This window comes from Kitasatospora sp. NPDC058046, from assembly GCF_042885595.1.
Classification (GTDB): Bacteria; Actinomycetota; Actinomycetes; order Streptomycetales; family Streptomycetaceae; genus Kitasatospora.
Genome location: NZ_JBHVRS010000033.1, coordinates 23,034 through 39,483 on the forward strand (window position 1 = coordinate 23,034; position 16,450 = coordinate 39,483).

General features: G+C 74.7%; 13 protein-coding genes. 10 read left to right on the forward strand and 3 right to left on the reverse strand.

Features of this window, described 5'->3' with window-relative positions; all coding sequences use genetic code 11:
• The first annotated feature begins 104 nt into the window (after positions 1-104).
• From ald to ACFVU7_RS40665, 7 genes are all read left to right on the forward strand, one after another.
• Positions 105-1,220: an alanine dehydrogenase gene (gene ald / locus ACFVU7_RS40635; RefSeq protein WP_049659955.1), complete on the forward strand. Its 1,116-nt coding sequence runs from the start codon at positions 105-107 to the stop codon at positions 1,218-1,220.
• 425 nt (positions 1,221-1,645) lie between these two features.
• A complete protein-coding gene (locus tag ACFVU7_RS40640; RefSeq protein ID WP_369808367.1) occupies positions 1,646-2,713 on the forward strand; it encodes a ParA family protein in 1,068 nt (355 codons plus the stop codon).
• Between the two features lie 41 nt (positions 2,714-2,754).
• Complete coding sequence (locus tag ACFVU7_RS40645) at positions 2,755-3,318, forward strand: hypothetical protein (RefSeq protein ID WP_074004691.1); 564 nt, start codon at positions 2,755-2,757, stop codon at positions 3,316-3,318.
• Positions 3,319-3,681: 363 nt separating this feature from the next.
• The gene (locus ACFVU7_RS40650) at positions 3,682-4,599 is read left to right on the forward strand and encodes a segregation and condensation protein A (RefSeq protein ID WP_388051243.1); all 918 of its coding nucleotides are present in this window, start codon (positions 3,682-3,684) and stop codon (positions 4,597-4,599) included.
• Entirely contained in the window at positions 4,596-5,435 is an 840-nt protein-coding gene (gene scpB, locus ACFVU7_RS40655) for an SMC-Scp complex subunit ScpB (RefSeq protein WP_375875580.1), read from the forward strand. The genes ACFVU7_RS40650 and scpB overlap by 4 nt, the downstream gene beginning before the upstream one ends.
• 62 nt (positions 5,436-5,497) lie before the next feature.
• Positions 5,498-6,778, forward strand: a complete 1,281-nt coding sequence (locus ACFVU7_RS40660) for a pseudouridine synthase (protein ID WP_117490105.1) — start codon at positions 5,498-5,500, stop codon at positions 6,776-6,778.
• Between the two features lie 335 nt (positions 6,779-7,113).
• Positions 7,114-8,121, forward strand: a complete 1,008-nt coding sequence (locus ACFVU7_RS40665) for a helix-turn-helix domain-containing protein (RefSeq protein ID WP_049659479.1) — start codon at positions 7,114-7,116, stop codon at positions 8,119-8,121.
• Between the two features lie 18 nt (positions 8,122-8,139).
• Here the strand turns inward: ACFVU7_RS40665 and ACFVU7_RS40670 are convergent, their stop codons facing one another.
• From ACFVU7_RS40670 to ACFVU7_RS40680, 3 genes are read right to left on the reverse strand one after another with little or no spacing between them, the layout of a single operon-like run.
• Positions 8,140-8,502, reverse strand: a complete 363-nt coding sequence (locus tag ACFVU7_RS40670; RefSeq protein WP_049659481.1) for a DUF952 domain-containing protein — start codon at positions 8,500-8,502, stop codon at positions 8,140-8,142.
• A gap of 55 nt (positions 8,503-8,557) precedes the next feature.
• Positions 8,558-10,123, reverse strand: a complete 1,566-nt coding sequence (locus tag ACFVU7_RS40675; protein ID WP_388051248.1) for a mucoidy inhibitor MuiA family protein — start codon at positions 10,121-10,123, stop codon at positions 8,558-8,560.
• 3 nt (positions 10,124-10,126) lie between these two features.
• Positions 10,127-12,376 (reverse strand): mucoidy inhibitor MuiA family protein, encoded by a 2,250-nt coding sequence (locus tag ACFVU7_RS40680; RefSeq protein ID WP_388051250.1) that lies wholly within the window; start codon positions 12,374-12,376, stop codon positions 10,127-10,129.
• Positions 12,377-12,712: 336 nt separating this feature from the next.
• On the opposite strand from ACFVU7_RS40680, the gene ACFVU7_RS40685 reads away from it, so the two are divergent.
• From ACFVU7_RS40685 to der, 3 genes are all read left to right on the forward strand, one after another.
• Positions 12,713-13,798 (forward strand): prephenate dehydrogenase, encoded by a 1,086-nt coding sequence (locus ACFVU7_RS40685; RefSeq protein WP_049658411.1) that lies wholly within the window; start codon positions 12,713-12,715, stop codon positions 13,796-13,798.
• Between the two features lie 227 nt (positions 13,799-14,025).
• Positions 14,026-14,739, forward strand: a complete 714-nt coding sequence (gene cmk, locus ACFVU7_RS40690; RefSeq protein WP_049658412.1) for a (d)CMP kinase — start codon at positions 14,026-14,028, stop codon at positions 14,737-14,739.
• Positions 14,740-14,970: 231 nt separating this feature from the next.
• Positions 14,971-16,425, forward strand: coding sequence for a ribosome biogenesis GTPase Der (gene der, locus ACFVU7_RS40695; RefSeq protein WP_049658414.1), 1,455 nt, complete (start codon positions 14,971-14,973; stop codon positions 16,423-16,425).
• Positions 16,426-16,450 lie beyond the last annotated feature (25 nt).

Here is a 16,450-nt window from a genome sequence, read left to right on the forward strand (position 1 = left end):
CGCAGCGATCCCGGCCCCGGGCTGTCCCGGAGGCTTCCCCACGTGCGCGTCGCCCACCGGTCTTCTCCGGTCGGGACCCCCATGGCAAGAGGACGTGTTTAGCCGTGAAGGTCGGCATCCCCCGCGAGGTCAAGAACCACGAGTACCGCGTGGCCATCACGCCCGCCGGCGTGCATGAGCTGGTCCGCAACGGACACGAGGTCTACATCGAGGACAACGCCGGTGTCGGCTCCTCGATCCCGAACGAGGAGTACGTGGCCGCCGGCGCCACCATCCTCCCCACCGCCGACGAGGTGTGGGCCACCGCCGACCTGCTGCTGAAGGTCAAGGAGCCCATCGCCTCCGAGTACCACCGGCTGCGCAAGGGCCAGACCCTCTTCACGTACCTCCACCTGGCGGCCGACCGGGCCGGCACCGACGCGCTGATCGCCTCGGGCACCACCGCCATCGCGTACGAGACCGTGCAGCTGTCGAACGGCGCGCTGCCGCTGCTCGCCCCGATGTCCGAGGTCGCGGGCCGCCTGGCCCCGCAGGTCGGCTCGTACCACCTGATGCGTCCGGCCGGCGGCCGCGGCACCCTGCCGGGCGGCGTGCCCGGCACCCACCCGGCCAAGGCCGTCGTCATCGGTGGCGGCGTCTCCGGCTGGCACGCGGCCACCATCGCCGTCGGCATGGGTTACGAGGTGACCCTGCTGGACCGCGACATCAACAAGCTGCGCGAGGCCGACCGCATCTTCGGCACCAAGGTCAAGACCATCGTCTCGAACTCCTTCGAGCTGGAGAAGGCCGTCCTGGAGGCCGACCTGGTGGTCGGCGCCGTGCTGATCCCGGGCGCCAAGGCCCCGAAGCTGGTCACCAACGAGCTGGTCTCCCGCATGAAGCCGGGCTCCGTGCTCGTCGACATCGCCATCGACCAGGGCGGCTGCTTCGAGGACTCGCACGCCACCACGCACGACGACCCGACCTTCAAGGTCCACAACTCGGTCTTCTACTGCGTGGCCAACATGCCGGGTGCCGTCCCGAACACCTCCACCTACGCGCTGACCAACGCCACCATGCCGTACGTGCTGGAGCTGGCCAACCGCGGCTGGAAGGACGCGCTGCGCCGCGACGCCGCGCTCGCCAAGGGCCTGAACGTGCACGAGGGCCAGATCACCTTCCCGGCCGTGGCCGAGGCCTTCGGCCTGGAGTCGGTCTCCCTGGAGAGCGTGCTCGCCTGAACCCCCTGACCGCCCGGCGGTCGTTCGCCCCCGACCCGATCCCTTCGGGCCGGGGGCTTCGCCGTGCCCGTGAACGGCGGGTGGATCGGGTAGGTCGCTCTGTCGTCAATATCTGTCGGTCACGTCACCCGCCCGCAGAAACGTTGGGGCCGGTGACCCGCTCATCCCTTGACAGCAGCCCGCTCGATAGTCGACACATCCTGCCCACTACCGTGGATTGTGTTGCTGCGAACGCCTTGAACGGCCTAGAGTCGCAAACCGTCGGCATGCTGCCACGCTGACGAATCGACATAGAGTCCTGGATGCCCAAGGAGGTAAGACGACTTGTGAATGAGTCGACAATTGCTCCCGGGGGTGGTCAGCCAGGACTGGCGGCGCTCACCGCCGGCCAGCCGAGTGAGGAGCCCGGGGCCCGGCAGCCCTCCGTGGGCTCGGCCGAGGTCGGCTCGGTCGCACTCCGTACTTTCGAAGCACGCCAGAACACAGCACAGGTGACCACGGTGACCGATCACGACGCCGACTTGGCGGCCTACGGCCTGGCCTACGGCGAGTTCGCCTACGGCGCCTACGACGACCCGGACGCCGAGTACGAGCCGGACCCGGAGTACGCCGCCACGCTGGCCCCCGACGCCGCGCGCCAGCGCCGCGAGCGGGTCGGCCCGACCGGCCGTCCGCTGCCGTACTTCCCGATCCCCGCGCCGGTCGCCGAGCACGGCCCCGCCCAGATCATCGCCATGTGCAACCAGAAGGGCGGCGTCGGCAAGACCACGTCGACCATCAACCTGGGCGCGGCGCTGGCCGAGTACGGCCGCCGGGTGCTGCTCGTCGACTTCGACCCGCAGGGCGCGCTCTCGGTCGGCCTCGGCGTCAACCCGATGGAGCTCGACGTCACCGTCTACAACCTGCTCATGGAGCGGGGCCTGACGGCCGACGAGGTGCTGCTGAAGACGGCGGTCCCGGGGATGGACCTGCTGCCCTCCAACATCGACCTCTCCGCCGCCGAGGTGCAGCTGGTCAGCGAGGTGGCCCGGGAGTCCGCGCTGGCGCGCGCCCTGAAGCCGCTGCTGCCCGACTACGACTACGTCATCATCGACTGCCAGCCCTCGCTGGGCCTGCTGACGGTCAATGCGCTGACGGCCGCTCACAGCGTGATCGTCCCGCTGGAGTGCGAGTTCTTCGCGCTGCGCGGTGTCGCGCTGCTGACCGAGACCATCGAGAAGGTCTGCGAGCGGCTCAACCCCGACCTGCGCCTGGACGGCATCCTGGCCACCATGTACGACTCGCGCACCGTGCACAGCCGCGAGGTGCTGGCGCGCGTCGTCGAGGCGTTCGGCGAGCACGTCTTCCACACCGTCATCGGGCGGACCGTGCGCTTCCCGGAGACCACCGTCGCCGGCGAGCCCATCACGACGTACGCGACCAACTCGGTCGGTGCCGCCGCCTACCGCCAGCTCGCCAGGGAGGTGCTCGACCGGTGCCGCCCCGCCGAGTGAGTCTCCCGGGTGCCGACGAGCTGTTCCGGACCACGGGAGGGATGGCGCTGTCGCCCTCCCTCGCGCCGCGTCCGGCCGCCGAGGCATCCAGACCGGAGACCGCGCGGACCGTCAACGGCCGACCGGACGGCGCCGAGGGCACCGAGGCCGCCCAGGGCGCCCAGGACGACCGGCAGGTGACGCCGGAGCAGCAGGCGGGCGCCTCGGTGCCGGCGCCCGCGCAGCGGTCCGGAGCGGGCGTCGGGCCCGCCGCAGGCGTCGCCGCGGCCGGACAGGCCGTCCAGGGCGGCCGCAGTGCCGCCCCGGCGGCCCGCACCCACCAGGGCGCCGCCGAGGAGCCGTCCGGTGCCGCCGGCCGTGCCCGGCCGCGCGGCCGCGCGCCGCGCCGGCCCAGCGGGCGCGAGCGGCACGACGAGAAGATCACGGTGTACGTGTCCGCCGAGGAGCTCATGGACCTGGAGCACGCCCGGCTGGTGCTGCGCGGCGAGCACGGCCTGGCCGTGGACCGCGGGCGGATCGTCCGGGAGGCCATCGCGGTCGTCCTGGCGGACCTGGAGCAGCGGGGCGAGGCCTCGATCCTGGTGCGGCGGCTGCGCGGCCGGTAGGCGGCGCGGAAGGGCGGTCGGCGGTTGCGCCGGGCGTCGAGGGGGGCCGCGGGCCCGGCGTGGGGAGGCCGCCGGAGCCGTGTCGGGCGCCGCAGGGCGCCGCAAGGGCGGCAGGAGGCCCGCGGGACGCGGGCCGGAGGGCCGGCGACGTCCCGGGTGCCGGAGGGCCGTGTCGGGCGCCGCAGGGGCGTTCCCGGGGCCCGGGGGACCCACCGTGGCCTGTTCGACGGGACGGGTGCGTGCGGAGGGGCTCGTACGGGCCGGTGAGCGCCGGGCGGGCGCCGGTCCGGGGCGCGGGTGGCACGGCGTGTCGGTCGGCCCCGGGGCCGGACCGGAGGCGGGGACGGGTGAAGATGGACCGTCATGCCCAGAACCGCCGGACCAGCCGCCACCGTCACCGCCACCACAGCCGCGAGCGCGACCGAGAACGAGTCGCGGGGCGGCTTCCGGGTACGGCTGGACAACTTCGAAGGCCCCTTCGACCTGCTGCTCAGCCTGATCGCCAAGCACCGGATGGACGTCACCGAGGTGGCGCTGGCCACCGTGACCGACGAGTTCATGGCGCACATCCGGGCGATGGGCCCCGACTGGGACCTGGACGCGGCGACCGAGTTCCTGGTGGTGGCCGCCACCCTGCTCGACCTCAAGGCCGCCCGGCTGCTGCCGGTGGCGGAGGTCGAGGACGAGGCCGACCTGGCCCTGCTGGAGGCCCGTGACCTGCTGTTCGCGCGGCTGCTCCAGTACCGGGCGTACAAGCGGGCGGCGGCGCTGTTCGGCGAACGCTGGGCGGCCGAGCTGCTGCGCCGGCCCCGGACCGCCGCCCTGGAGCCCCGGCACGCGGAGCTGCTGCCGGAGGTCGTCCTCGGCATCGGGCCGCGGCGGCTGGCCGAGCTGGCGGCCAGGGCGATGGAGCCCAGGCCCGCGCCGGTCGTGTACGTGGACCACATCCACACCCCGCCGGTGAGCGTGCGGGAGCAGGCCTCCCTGGTGGTGGGGCTGCTCACCGAGCTGGGCGAGGCCTCGTTCCGGCGGCTGGTGGAGGACGCGCCGGACGACCTGGTGGTGGTCGCCCGCTTCCTGGCGCTGCTGGAGCTGTACCGGGAACGGGTGCTCGCCTTCGAGCAGCCGGAGGCGCTCGGCGAGCTGCTGGTGCGCTGGGTGGCCGAGGAGGGGCGGAGCGCGGTCGAGGTGACGGACGAGTTCGACCGGCCGGCCGGTGAGGCCGGTGGAGACGGCGGGGTCGGTGGAGACGGCGGGGTCGAGGAGGGTCGGCGGCGATGAGCGGACGGGACGAGGGCGGGCGGCCGGTGCGGCGCCCGCTGGGGATGCCGGGGCGGCCGAGGGCCGAGGAGTGGCTGGAGCCGGCCTTCGCGCTGCTGCCGGACCCGGTGGAGCCCGCGGGGCCGGTCGGGCCGGTGGAGCCGGCCGGGGCGGTCGTCGTGCACCAGAAGTCGGCCCCGCCGGCCTCCGGTGCCGAGGGGCCCGACGACGCCGGGCTGCGGGCCGACCTGGAGGCCGTGCTGATGGTCGTCGACGAGCCGGTGGCGGAGGAACGGCTGGCCGGCGTGCTGGAGCGGCCCCGGGCCGAGGTGGCGGCCGCGCTGCGCGAGCTGTCCGCCGAGTACACGGCCCAGGGCCGCGGTTTCGACCTGCGGCTGGTCGCGGGCGGCTGGCGGTTCTACAGCCGGGACACCTGTTCCGCGGCCGTCGACCGCTTCCTCCTGGACGGCCGGCAGGCCCGGCTCAGCCAGGCCGCACTGGAGACCCTGGCGGTGATCGCCTACCGGCAGCCGGTGTCCAGATCCCGGGTTTCCGCCGTCCGTGGTGTGAACTGTGACGGCGTGATGCGTACCCTGGTACAGCGAGGACTGGTGGAAGAGGCCGGATCCGAGCCCGAAACAGGTGCGATCCTGTATCGGACGACGAACTACTTCCTGGAACGGATGGGGCTCCGCGGCCTGGACGAGCTGCCGGAGCTCGCTCCCTTCCTGCCCGAGGTCGACGACGTGGAAGCGGAGTCCCTGGAGGGCACGATGATCGCGGAGGCGGTCGCCGCCGCTGCCGCGCAGGCCGCGGACGGCAGTGGCGAGGCCGGTCGGGCCGGGCCCGATCGGTAGGGGGCGGTGAGGTCGGCCGAAACGACCGCACATCCCAGACGGAACGACGTACGGACACTTTGATGCGTAGCAGTGGCAACGGCAGGAACAGCAGCGGCGGCGGTAGCGGTCGCGGCGGACAGGGCGGGGGCCGGGGCGGCGGCTCCTCCTACGGCAGCGGCAGCGGCGGCGGCGGTAGCCGCGGCGGCTCGGGCTCGCGTGGGGGTTCGTACGGCGGCAGCGGTGGCGGCTCCTCGTACGGGGGCGGCCGTGGCGGTTCGGGCTCGGGTTCGAGCGCGGGTTCGCGCGGCGGCTCGTTCGGCCGTGACGATCGGCGCGACGACCGCCGTCGGGACGACCGTCGGGACGACCGCCGCTACCCGGACCGCCCGCTGCGGCCCGAGGAGCGCCGGTACGACCGCCCCGAGTACGGCGGCGGCCCCAACGCCACCCCGGCCCGCGGCGGCTACGCCGGCCGGCGCCCCAGCCCGGCCCCGCGCCCGCGCCGTGAGGGCCAGGGCGCCCCGGGCGACCCGCGCCGTCAGCCGCAGCGCTCCCGCGAGCTCCAGGCCAAGATCGAGGACGCCGTCCTCGCCCGGCACGACAAGCCGGCCGTCAAGCTGCCCAAGACCTTCGGCGAGCCCGAGGGCGAGCGCCTCCAGAAGGTGCTGGCCCGGGCCGGCATCGGCAGCCGCCGCGCCTGCGAGGAGCTGATCGAGCAGGGCCGGGTCGAGGTCAACGGCAAGCGCGTCACCGAGCAGGGCAAGCGGGTCGACCCGCAGAACGACGAGATCAAGGTGGACGGCCTGACCGTCGCCACCCAGTCGTACCTGTTCTTCGCGCTGAACAAGCCGGCCGGCGTGGTCTCCACCATGGAGGACCCGGACGGCCGCCAGTGCCTGGGCGACTACGTGACCAACCGGGAGACCCGGCTGTTCCACGTCGGCCGCCTGGACACCGAGACCGAGGGCATCATCCTGCTCACCAACCACGGTGAGCTGGCCCACCGCCTCACCCACCCGCGCTACGGCGTGACCAAGACCTACCTGGCCGCGATCCAGGGCCCGATCCCGCGCGACCTGGGCAAGCGGCTGGCCCAGGGCGTGGAGCTGGAGGACGGCTACGCGCGCGCCGACAGCTTCAAGGTCATCTCCAACATCGGCAAGAACTACATGGTCGAGGTGACCCTGCACGAGGGCCGCAAGCACATCGTCCGCCGGATGCTGGCCGAGGCCGGCTTCCCGGTCGAGAAGCTGGTGCGCACCCACTTCGGCCCGATCGCCCTGGGCGACCAGAAGTCGGGCTGGCTGCGCCGCCTGACCAACCCGGAGGTCGGCCAGCTGATGCGCGAGGTCGGCCTGTAGGCCCCGTCCGCTCCACCGGAGCCCCCGGTCGCACGTGCTGCGGCCGGGGGCTCCGGCGTTCCCGCGGCGGGGTCGGGTCGGCGTGCGGGCGTCCGTGCGCGGACGCCCGGTGCGGATGTGCTGTGGGGATGTCCGGGGGTGGATGTCCACGTTTCGGACGGGTCGTGTGAGCCGGGACGCAACCGCTGGTCACGGCCTTGTCAGCGCCATGATCCGTGGCCGAGGATGGCCACCGGAGCGCCGCCCCGCCCGGTGGCGGGAGTGCGCCAGCACGGGGTGCGCGGGTCGGGGCGGGAGCGGCCGACGGAAACGGGCGAGCAGGGGGAGAGGGCGTCGTGTCCGATGCAGCACTGGGGCGGGCCGGCGGACAGGCCCTCGGCGCGCTGGGACTGGCGGAGCCGGACGGGCAGGTCTACGCGGCCCTGGTGGCCAGCCCGCAGTCCACGGCGGAGGAGCTGGCGGAGAGCTGCGGGCTGACGTTCCAGCAGAGCGTGCGGGCCCTGGACCGGTTGGCGCAGCAGGGCATGGCCACCCGGGCGCCGGTGGACCGGCACCGCTACCTGCCCGTCCCCCCGGACGTCGCGATCGGCACCCTGATCGGCCACCGGGAGTCGGAGCTGCGCTACGCCCGGGCCGAGATGCACCGGCTGATGGACGCCTTCCGGGAGGCCTCGCGGTACACCGACCCGGCGCACTCGGTGGAGGTGCTGACCGGCGGCGAGGCGATCGCCCAGCGGCTGGAGCACATCACCGAGACCAGCCAGTACCAGGTGCGCGGCTTCGACCGCCCGCCGTACATCCAGGACCCGGTGGCGCCGTTGACCCTGCAGCGGCGGCGGCTGCGCGAGGGCGTGAAGTTCCGGACGGTCTACGACCGGGAGGCGGTGGCCTGGCCGGGGCGGCTGGAGAAGAACATCCTGGTCGGCGTCGAGGACGGCGAGGAGGCGCGGGTCCGGCCGACGCTGCCGATGAAGATGATCATCTCGGACGACCGGATGGCGATCATCCCGATCAGCGTCGGCGACAGCGTGCTGGACGCCGCGTACGTGATCCACCCCTCGGCGCTGCTCCAGGCGCTGGACACGCTGTTCGAGGCGGAGTGGGAGCGGGCCGTCCGCCTCCAGGCGGCGGTCGGCACCGAGGACGCCGGGTCGGAGCCGGAGACCGACCACCGCAAGCTGCTGGGCCTGCTGGCGGCCGGGCTCACCGACGAGTCGATCGCCCGGTCGCTCGGCTGGAGCGCCCGGACCACCCAGCGCCGCCTCCAGAGCCTGATGCGCTCGCTGGGCGCCACCACCCGCTTCCAGGCCGGGATGGCGGCCCGGGAGCGGGGGTGGCTGTAGCGGGGACGGGAGGCCCCGTCAGCTCCAGGGGCTGAGCGAGGCCCAGCGGCCGTCCGGGCCGCGCTCGACCTTCTCCAGGCCGACCACGGCGGTGCGGTTCAGCCGCCCGTAGATGTGCGGGAACAGCACGCCCGGAGTGGCACCCGGCGGCGGGGCGCCGTGCGGGGCCTCCCACTTCACCATCGGCTCCACCAGCGACTCCTCGATCAGCAGCGCCATCAGCGGGTCGGGGGTGTCGGAGAAGAAGGCGTTGGCCACCGCGAGCGCCGTCCGCTCGTCCGCCGAGCAGTGGATGAACCCGTCGGTGAGCAGCGACGCGGTGGCGTACGGGCGGCCGGGGTCGGACAGCCAGTCGTCCAGGGGGGCGAGGTGGAGGATCATGGTTCCTTTTCTACCCGTTGTCTCCGGATTGGTCCTGGGGTGCCGCCCGCGGCGGTCAGAGCCCGGCCACCTTGGCGGAGGCGGACACCTCGTACACCAGGGTGAGGGTGCGCCGGGCGCCGGGGGCGAGCGGGACGTCCCAGCGGACGATCCCCTCGGCGTCGAAGGAGTCCGGCGCCGGGGAGCACTCCTCCTTGCGCAGCCGCACCTCGACCGCCGACACCTCGGAGACCGGCACCCGCTCGCGCACCGTGACGATCCGCTCGTCCCGCTCCTCCGGGCCGGAGAAGCGGGACAGGTGCAGCCGGACCGTCCGGGTGGTGGTCTGGCGGCCGGTGAGGCCGGCGGTGGCCTGGCGCTCCTCGCTCTCCCGCACCACCCGGTAGCCGTCCGAACTGCCGAAGGACAGCTCGGCCTCGGCACCGGCGGCGGTGAAGCGCAGCTCGCCGCGGCCGGTGAAGCCGCTGCCGCGGACCAGCTCGACCGGGCCGGACAGCAGCGGGTGCCCGGCCGCGTTGCGGAACCGGACCACCTGGGTGACCAGCGGGGACAGCTCCGGGGCGCAGGCGTACTCGCTGCCCGCCGGGCCGGTGAAGGCGCCCAGCGGCACCCGGTGCGCGCGGCCGTCGGAGGGCACGGTCGCGGGGGCGGGGGCGGGCAGCACCCGGACCTCGCCGCCGTCGTCCACGCCCGGCACCCGGGAAGCCGGGCCCAGGACGGCGACCGCCTCCTCGCGCAGCTCGACCTCGACCGTGCGGCGCTCCTCGTCGGTGCGCTCGCGCAGCACCAGGACGTCCTCGGCCACCGCGGGCGGGGCGGTGGCGAGGGCGGAGCGGGCGGTGGAGAAGGTGAGCCGGGCGTTCGTCCAGTCCTCGCCGGTGCGCTGCCAGACCACCGCCTCCGACTCCAGGCGCAGCTCGCCGCCGTCCAGGGTCGCCCGGTAGGAGGGCCGCCACAGCGCGCAGGGCACCAGGTGGGAGACGGTCAGCTCGGCGGGGCCGGACCGGGCCGCCTCGACCGTGAGCTCCAGGTGGGCGGTCAGCTCGGCCGGGTCCTCCTCGGCCTCGTCCAGGGCGGTCAGGGCCTGCGAGCGCTCCTCCTCCAGGCGGCGCAGCCGGGAGTGGGTGGCGCGCAGCTCCTCGCCGTAGCGCTCGCGCTCGGCGTCCACCCGGTCGAGCTCCCGGGCCCAGCGGTTGGGTTCGAGCTCGCCGAGGCCGGCCGCCTCGCCGATCTCGCGCAGCAGGTCCGCGGAGAGCTGGGCGAGCAGGGCCAGCCGGGCCTCCAGCCGGGCCCGGGTCTGGTCGGCCAGCCGGCTCTCGGCGTCCAGCCGGTGCAGCCGGTGGCGCAGGTCGGAGTCCTCCGGGCCGGGCGGCAGCGGGGCGCGCGGGGCCCAGCCGCGCACCAGCCGGGACTCCAGCACCCGGACGCCGTCGGTGCCGGACTCGACGCGCAGGGTGCGGTCGACGGCGAGGGCGGTGAGCGGGCCGAGGCGCAGCCGCTGCACGCCCGCGGCGAGCGCGACCGTCGTGCCGCGCTCGACCTGGCCGCGGTCCTCCAGGCAGGTCACGGCGGTGACGGGGAGGGGAAGGGTGACGGGGAGGGGACGGGTCTCGACGGTCATCGCTCAGTTCCTCCGGTTTCCGCCGACGATGGCCTTTCCGGCCGGGATCTTGATCAGGTAGCCGCCGTCCAGTTCGGTGCGTCCGCCCGGCGGCAGGTCGACCCGCCAGAGCCGGGTGCTGGGCGGGCAGTCCGGCGTGGAGACGGTCGGGGCGTGCCAGTCGGCCCGCTCCTCGATCCGGATCTCGGCGTCGGAGCCGACCGGCACCCGCTCGCGGACCTCCACCGTGACAGCGCGTCCGAGCCGGTTGGCCAGCTGGACGTGCACCCGGTGGTCGAGGACGGTGCTGTTGCCCTTCAGCATGCCGGTGGTGGACTCGTGCAGCTCGGTGCGGCGCGCCACCTCGATGCTCTCGGCGACACCGATGCCCAGCCGACGGGTGCCGCCGGGGGCCAGCGTGGGCAGGGCGGCGGTGAGCAGGAACTCGTCGTCCACGGTGACCTCGGCCGGGCCCGCCAGGACGGCCTGGTCGGTGCGGTTGGCGAGCACCAGGGTCGCGTACACCTTCTCCTCGACGGCGGGGACGGTGACGTACTCGGGGCGGACGGCGAGCGGGATCTCACCGACGGTGACGGTGTGCCAGGTGCCGTCGGACGGGATGTCGGCGGGGGCGGCGGCGTCGAAGCGGTGGTCGAAGGAGCCGGCCGACTCGCGGGGCGGGACGGCGTGCCGGGGGAGGGCGAGGGTGCGGAGCTGCGCGGTGCTGCCGGCGCCGGGTGCTGTCCAGGCGGGTTCCTCGTACTCGAATCGCTCGAACTGTGCGGGCCGTGTGATGTGGCCGGTCCGTTCGGGGCGGGGGTGCAGGGTGCCGCGCCGGGCGGCGGGCTCCTCGGGGCCGGCCAGGACGAGGTCGGGGTAGTCGAGCAGGGTGGCGTCCGGGGCGAGGCCGGGTGGCGGCGGGGGCGGGGCGGCGTGGCCGACGCGGCGGCGGGCCTCCCCGGGCGGGAAGCCGCCCGGGCCCTGCGGCGGCGGCGCGGCGGCGGCGACCGGGTAAGGGGTGGGCGGCGGGGCGCCGTAGCCGGCGAAGCCGCCGGGGGCGATCGGGGCGCCCGGCTCGATCGGGGCACCGGGTGGCGCGGGCATCGGCTGGTCGGCGTTCAGCAGGCCGCCTCCGCCGTACGGGACGGTGGGGGCGAAGTGCTCCTCGGCCGCGAAGGCCTCGGCCCGGGAGCCGCCCGGACGGACGCCGCCGAGGCGGGCGGAGCGGGGCGCCACGGCGGCCGACACCGCGATCGGGGTCTCGCGTCGCGGGGCGGGTCGGTCGGCGCCGGCCGCGTCGTAGCCGGTGAAGAGGTCGGCCAGGCCGGCCGGGGGCTCGCGCCAGCCGGAGGGCGGCGGGGCGGGTTGGCTGCGGCCGATCCGCAGCGAGGCGAGCCGGGGCAGGTCGGTGCGGCGGTCGAGGTCGGCGGTGGACAGGGCGAGGCGCACGCCCGTCCAGTCCTCGCCGGTGCGCTGGGCGACGGCGGCGCGCAGGACCAGGTGGGCCGTGTCGGCGCCGGTCCGGTAGGACAGCCGGTAGGCCGGGACCCAGCGGGCGGCGGGGACGCCGTACTCCAGTTCCAGCTCCATGGCCTGGTCCTGGTCGTGGCCCTGGTCCTGGTCGGGGTGGGTGCTCGCGGTGGTGAGGGTGAGCAGGACGGTGGTGCTGGTGCCGACCGGTTCGGTCCGGTCGGCGGTGGACGCCCGCTCCAGCCGGTCGGCGGCCAGGTCGCGCTCGTGGTCGGCGAGTTCCAGCTGCCAGGTGAGCTCCTCGGCGCGCTCCTGGAGCCGGGCCAGCCGCTCCTCGACGAAGTCGGCGAGCTCCAGCCAGGCGTCGGCGGGCGTGCGGCGCAGCGGTTCGTCGCGTCGGCGCTGCGGGGGGACGGCGCGCAGCGCGGCGGTCTCGGCGATCGAGGCCTGGACCAGTCGCAGGCGTTCGCCGAGCGCGCTGCGGCGCTCGTTGACCTCGTCCAAGTCCCGCTTCAGTTCCGGGAGTTCGTCCGGTTCACGGAGTTCGGCGAGCAGCTCCAACCGGGCCTCGGTGACGGCGGCGCCAGCCGGTCCGGCGAGCACCCGGGCGCGTAGCGAGCGGCCGTCCAGGGCGGCGGGCAGGCCGGTCAGCCGCAGCCGTCCGCCGGGCGGGACCGGGACGGTCGCCCGCCGGCGGCACACCGCGCCCTCGGCGTACACGACGACGGAGTCCAGGACCGACGGGTGGGCCGGTACGGCCGGCGGTTTCGACTGCCCGCTCCGGCCGCTGTGCTGATCGTCCATGCGCAACCCCTTCGTTCGCGTGTCGCCCGCCGCGTGGCGCTCGTCGTGCTGTCCTGCTGTTCCCGCGGTGCTCGCCCGTGCCTTCCCCTTTCCCGGGCGGCCAGTCTGCCCGGCTTCGGGGCGGACGTCGCAGGATTTCCGGGTGCGGCGCGTGCACTGTGTGGGACGGGGGCGGGCGCGTGGCGGTTGCCGGTGCCGGAAGCTGCCGGGGCCGCCCCCGTGGTTGCCGGGTGGCGGGTGGGGACTTGGGCGGGGCGGATGAGGGAGGATGGGGCGCGGGTGCTCCCGGACGGTTCCGGCACCTGTCGAGAATCGTGATGAGGAGAGCGACCCGCCATGCGCACTGCCGTCGTCGTCGGCACCGGACTGATCGGCACCTCCGCCGCGCTCGCCCTGACCGCTCGCGGGCTGACCGTCCACCTGGAGGACGCCGACCCGGACGCGGCCCGCACCGCCGAGTCGCTCGGCGCGGGCATCACCGACCCGGTCGACGGCCCGGTGGACCTGGCGATCATCGCCGTGCCGCCCGCGCTGGTCGGCAAGGTGCTCGCCGACTGCCAGCGCCGCAACCTGGCCCACTGGTACACCGACGTCGCCAGCGTGAAGGCCGGCCCGGGCAGCGAGGTCGCCGAGCTCGGCTGCGACACCGTCCACTACATCGGTAGTCACCCGATGGCCGGCCGCGAGCGCTCCGGCCCGCTGGCCGCCCGCGCCGACATCTTCGAGGGCCGCCCCTGGGTGCTCACCCCGACCGCGGACACCGACACCGAGACGCTCAACGCCGCGCTGGAGCTGGTCGCGCTCTGCGGCGCGGTGCCGATCGTGATGGACGCCGCCGAGCACGACCGGGCGGTCGCCCTGGTCTCGCACGCCCCGCAGCTGGTCTCCTCGCTGGTCGCGGCCCGCCTGGAGAACGCCGACGAGACCGCCATAAGGCTCTCCGGCCAGGGCGTGCGCGACGTCACCAGGATCGCCGCCTCCAACCCCGGCATGTGGGTCGACATCCTCTCCGCCAACGCCGGCGCCGTCGCCGACGTGCTGGAGGGGGTCGCCCGCGACCTCGGCGAGACCGTCACCGCGCTGCGCGCCATGCAGGCCGACGAGGAGGGCGAGCGGCGGGTGGGCGCGGCCGGGATCGAGGCGGTCATGCGGCGCGGCAACACCGGCCAGGCCCGCATCCCCGGCAAGCACGGCGCGCCGCCTACCCGCTACGAGACCCTGGCGGTCGTCCTGGGCGACCAGCCGGGCGAGCTGGGCCGGCTGTTCGGGGAGGTCGGCGAGGCCGGGGTCAACATCGAGGACGTCGTCATCGAGCACTCGACCGGGCAGCAGGTCGGCTTCGTCCAGCTGTCGGTGGCGCCGACGGCGGTGAAGCGGCTGACCAAGGCGCTGCGGGCGAGCGGCTGGAGCGTGCGGGACTGAAGGTGCGGGGCGTGCGGGGCTGAGGTGCGGGGCCGGTCCGGGCGGGTCGGAGGGGCCTGGCGGTCGGGCCTGGTTTCGGGCTTGGTCTCGGGCCTGGTCCCGGGCCCGGAGGTCGGCCGACCGGCGGCGGAGCGGGTCACGGCGGCGGTCCATTAACCTTGAGGGAGACATCCCCGGCCGTCCGCCTGCCCAGGCTCCGGCTCCCATGCTCAGAGAGAGGTTCGCCCGTGGACACTGCCGACCGAGCGCACGCCCCGGTCGTCGTCGCCATCGACGGACCTTCCGGCTCCGGCAAGTCGACCGTCTCGCGGGCGGTCGCCGCCCGGCTGGGCCTGAGCTTCCTGGACACCGGCGCCATGTACCGGGCGATGACCTGGTGGATGCTGGTCAACGAGGTCGACGTCGAGGACCCGGAGGCGGTGGCCGTCGCGTGCGGCAAGCCCGTCATCGTGTCGGGGACGGACGCCGACGGCCCCACCATCACGGTGGACGGCCAGGACGTGTCCGGCCCGATCCGCGGCCCCGAGGTGACCGCCAAGGTCAGCGCCGTGTCCGCGGTGCCGGCCGTACGGTCCCGGCTGGTGGACTTGCAGCGCGGCTGCGCCGAGGTCGCCGAGCGCGGCATCGTCGCCGAGGGCCGGGACATGGGGACCGTGGTGTTCCCGCAGGCCACCGTCAAGGTCTTCCTGACCGCCTCCGTGGAGGCCCGGGCCGCGCGCCGGGCGGCCGAGCTTCGCGCCAAGGGCGTGGACGAGGCGACCATCACCGCGATGGCCGCCGACCTCGCGCGCCGCGACGCCGCCGACTCCTCGCGGGAGACGGCCCCGCTGGCCCAGGCCGCGGACGCGGTGCTGGTGGACACCAGCGAGCTCACCCTGGAGCAGGTGATCGACCGGATCGCCGGGCTGGTGGAGGAGCGGGCCGGGCTGTCGTCGGTCTGACCGACCGATCGGCCGATGGTCCGACCGACTGATCGACTGATCGGCCGACCGGACATCGGACCGGCGCTGATCGACCGGGTACCGGAGCGGCCGTGGAGGCCGGTCCGACCCACTGAACGAACCGCGGGCCGTCGAGGCGCCGCGGCGGAAACCATCGCGCTGCCCCGAGCGGGGCAGGTACGCACGGCACGCCCCTGGGAAGGGCCGGGCCGGGAAACGGAACAGACGAACATGACCGCAGAGCACGACACCGCCGATCACGGCGGGCTGGACGCCGCCGACTACGCCGAGTTCATGGCCCTCGCGGCCGAGGAGGGCATCGACCTCGACGGCTTCGACGCCGAGGACGGCGGCGCGCACGTCCGGCTGCCGGTGCTGGCCGTGGTCGGCCGCCCGAACGTCGGCAAGTCGACCCTGGTGAACCGCATCATCGGCCGCCGCGAGGCCGTCGTCGAGGACAAGCCGGGCGTCACCCGCGACCGGGTCACGTACGAGGCCAGCTGGAACGGCCGCCGCTTCAAGGTGGTCGACACCGGCGGCTGGGAGATCGACGTCCTCGGCATCGACGCCATGGTGGCCGCCCAGGCCGAGCTCGGCATCGAGCAGGCCGACGCGGTGCTGTTCGTGGTGGACGCCAAGGTCGGCGCCACCGACACCGACGAGGCCCTGATCAAGATCATCCGCCGGGCCGGCAAGCCGACCGTCCTGTGCGCCAACAAGGTCGACGGCCCCTCCACCGAGGCCGAGGCCGCCTACCTGTGGTCGCTGGGCCTGGGCGAGCCTTACCCGGTCTCCGCCCTGCACGGCCGCGGCTCCGGCGACCTGCTGGACGCCGTCATGGACGCGCTGCCCGAGGCCCCGCCGCAGACCTTCGGCGACGCCGCCCCCGGCGGCCCGCGCCGCATCGCGCTGATCGGCCGGCCCAACGTCGGCAAGTCCAGCCTGCTGAACAAGGTCGCCGGCGAGGAGCGGGTCGTCGTCAACGAGCTGGCCGGCACCACCCGTGACCCGGTCGACGAGATGATCGACCTCGGCGGCAAGACCTGGAAGTTCGTGGACACCGCCGGTATCCGCCGCCGGGTCCACCTGACCGCCGGCGCCGACTTCTACGCCTCGCTGCGCACCTCCTCCGCGCTGGAGAAGGCCGAGGTCGCGGTCGTCCTGATCGACGCCAGCGAGACCCTCGCCGAGCAGGACACCCGGATCATCTCGATGGCCGTCGAGGCCGGGCGCGCCGTCGTCGTCGCCTACAACAAGTGGGACCAGCTCGACGAGGAGCGCCGCTACTACCTGGAGCGCGAGATCGAGCGCGACCTCGTCCAGGTGCAGTGGGCCCCGCGGGTCAACGTCTCGGCCAAGACCGGCCGGCACATGGAGAAGCTCGTCCCGGCGATCGAGACCGCGCTGGAGGGCTGGGAGACCCGCATCCCGACCGCGCGCCTGAACGCCTTCCTCGGCGAGCTGGTCGCCGCCCACCCGCACCCGATCCGCGGCGGCAAGCAGCCGCGTGTCCTGTTCGGCACCCAGGCGGGCACCCGTCCGCCGCGCTTCGTGCTGTTCGCCTCGGGCTTCCTGGAGGCCGGCTACCGGCGCTTCATCGAGCGCCGGCTGCGCGAGGAGTTCGGGTTCGTCGGGACGCCGATCTCGATCTCGGTGCGGGTCCGGGAGAAGCGCAAGAAGAAGTAGTAGGAGCAGCAGCAGTCGGTAGGAC

Coding starts and splice junctions, on each gene's coding strand:
- ACFVU7_RS40685 (WP_049658411.1), top strand. CDS start 12,713: ATGCGCACTGCCGTCGTCGTCGGCACCGGACTGATCGGCACCTCCGCC.
- scpB (WP_375875580.1), top strand. CDS start 4,596: ATGAGCGGACGGGACGAGGGCGGGCGGCCGGTGCGGCGCCCGCTGGGG.
- der (WP_049658414.1), top strand. CDS start 14,971: ATGACCGCAGAGCACGACACCGCCGATCACGGCGGGCTGGACGCCGCC.
- ACFVU7_RS40645 (WP_074004691.1), top strand. CDS start 2,755: ATGGCGCTGTCGCCCTCCCTCGCGCCGCGTCCGGCCGCCGAGGCATCC.
- ACFVU7_RS40660 (WP_117490105.1), top strand. CDS start 5,498: ATGCGTAGCAGTGGCAACGGCAGGAACAGCAGCGGCGGCGGTAGCGGT.
- ACFVU7_RS40650 (WP_388051243.1), top strand. CDS start 3,682: ATGCCCAGAACCGCCGGACCAGCCGCCACCGTCACCGCCACCACAGCC.
- ACFVU7_RS40680 (WP_388051250.1), bottom strand. CDS start 12,376: ATGGACGATCAGCACAGCGGCCGGAGCGGGCAGTCGAAACCGCCGGCC.
- ACFVU7_RS40670 (WP_049659481.1), bottom strand. CDS start 8,502: ATGATCCTCCACCTCGCCCCCCTGGACGACTGGCTGTCCGACCCCGGC.
- ACFVU7_RS40675 (WP_388051248.1), bottom strand. CDS start 10,123: ATGACCGTCGAGACCCGTCCCCTCCCCGTCACCCTTCCCCTCCCCGTC.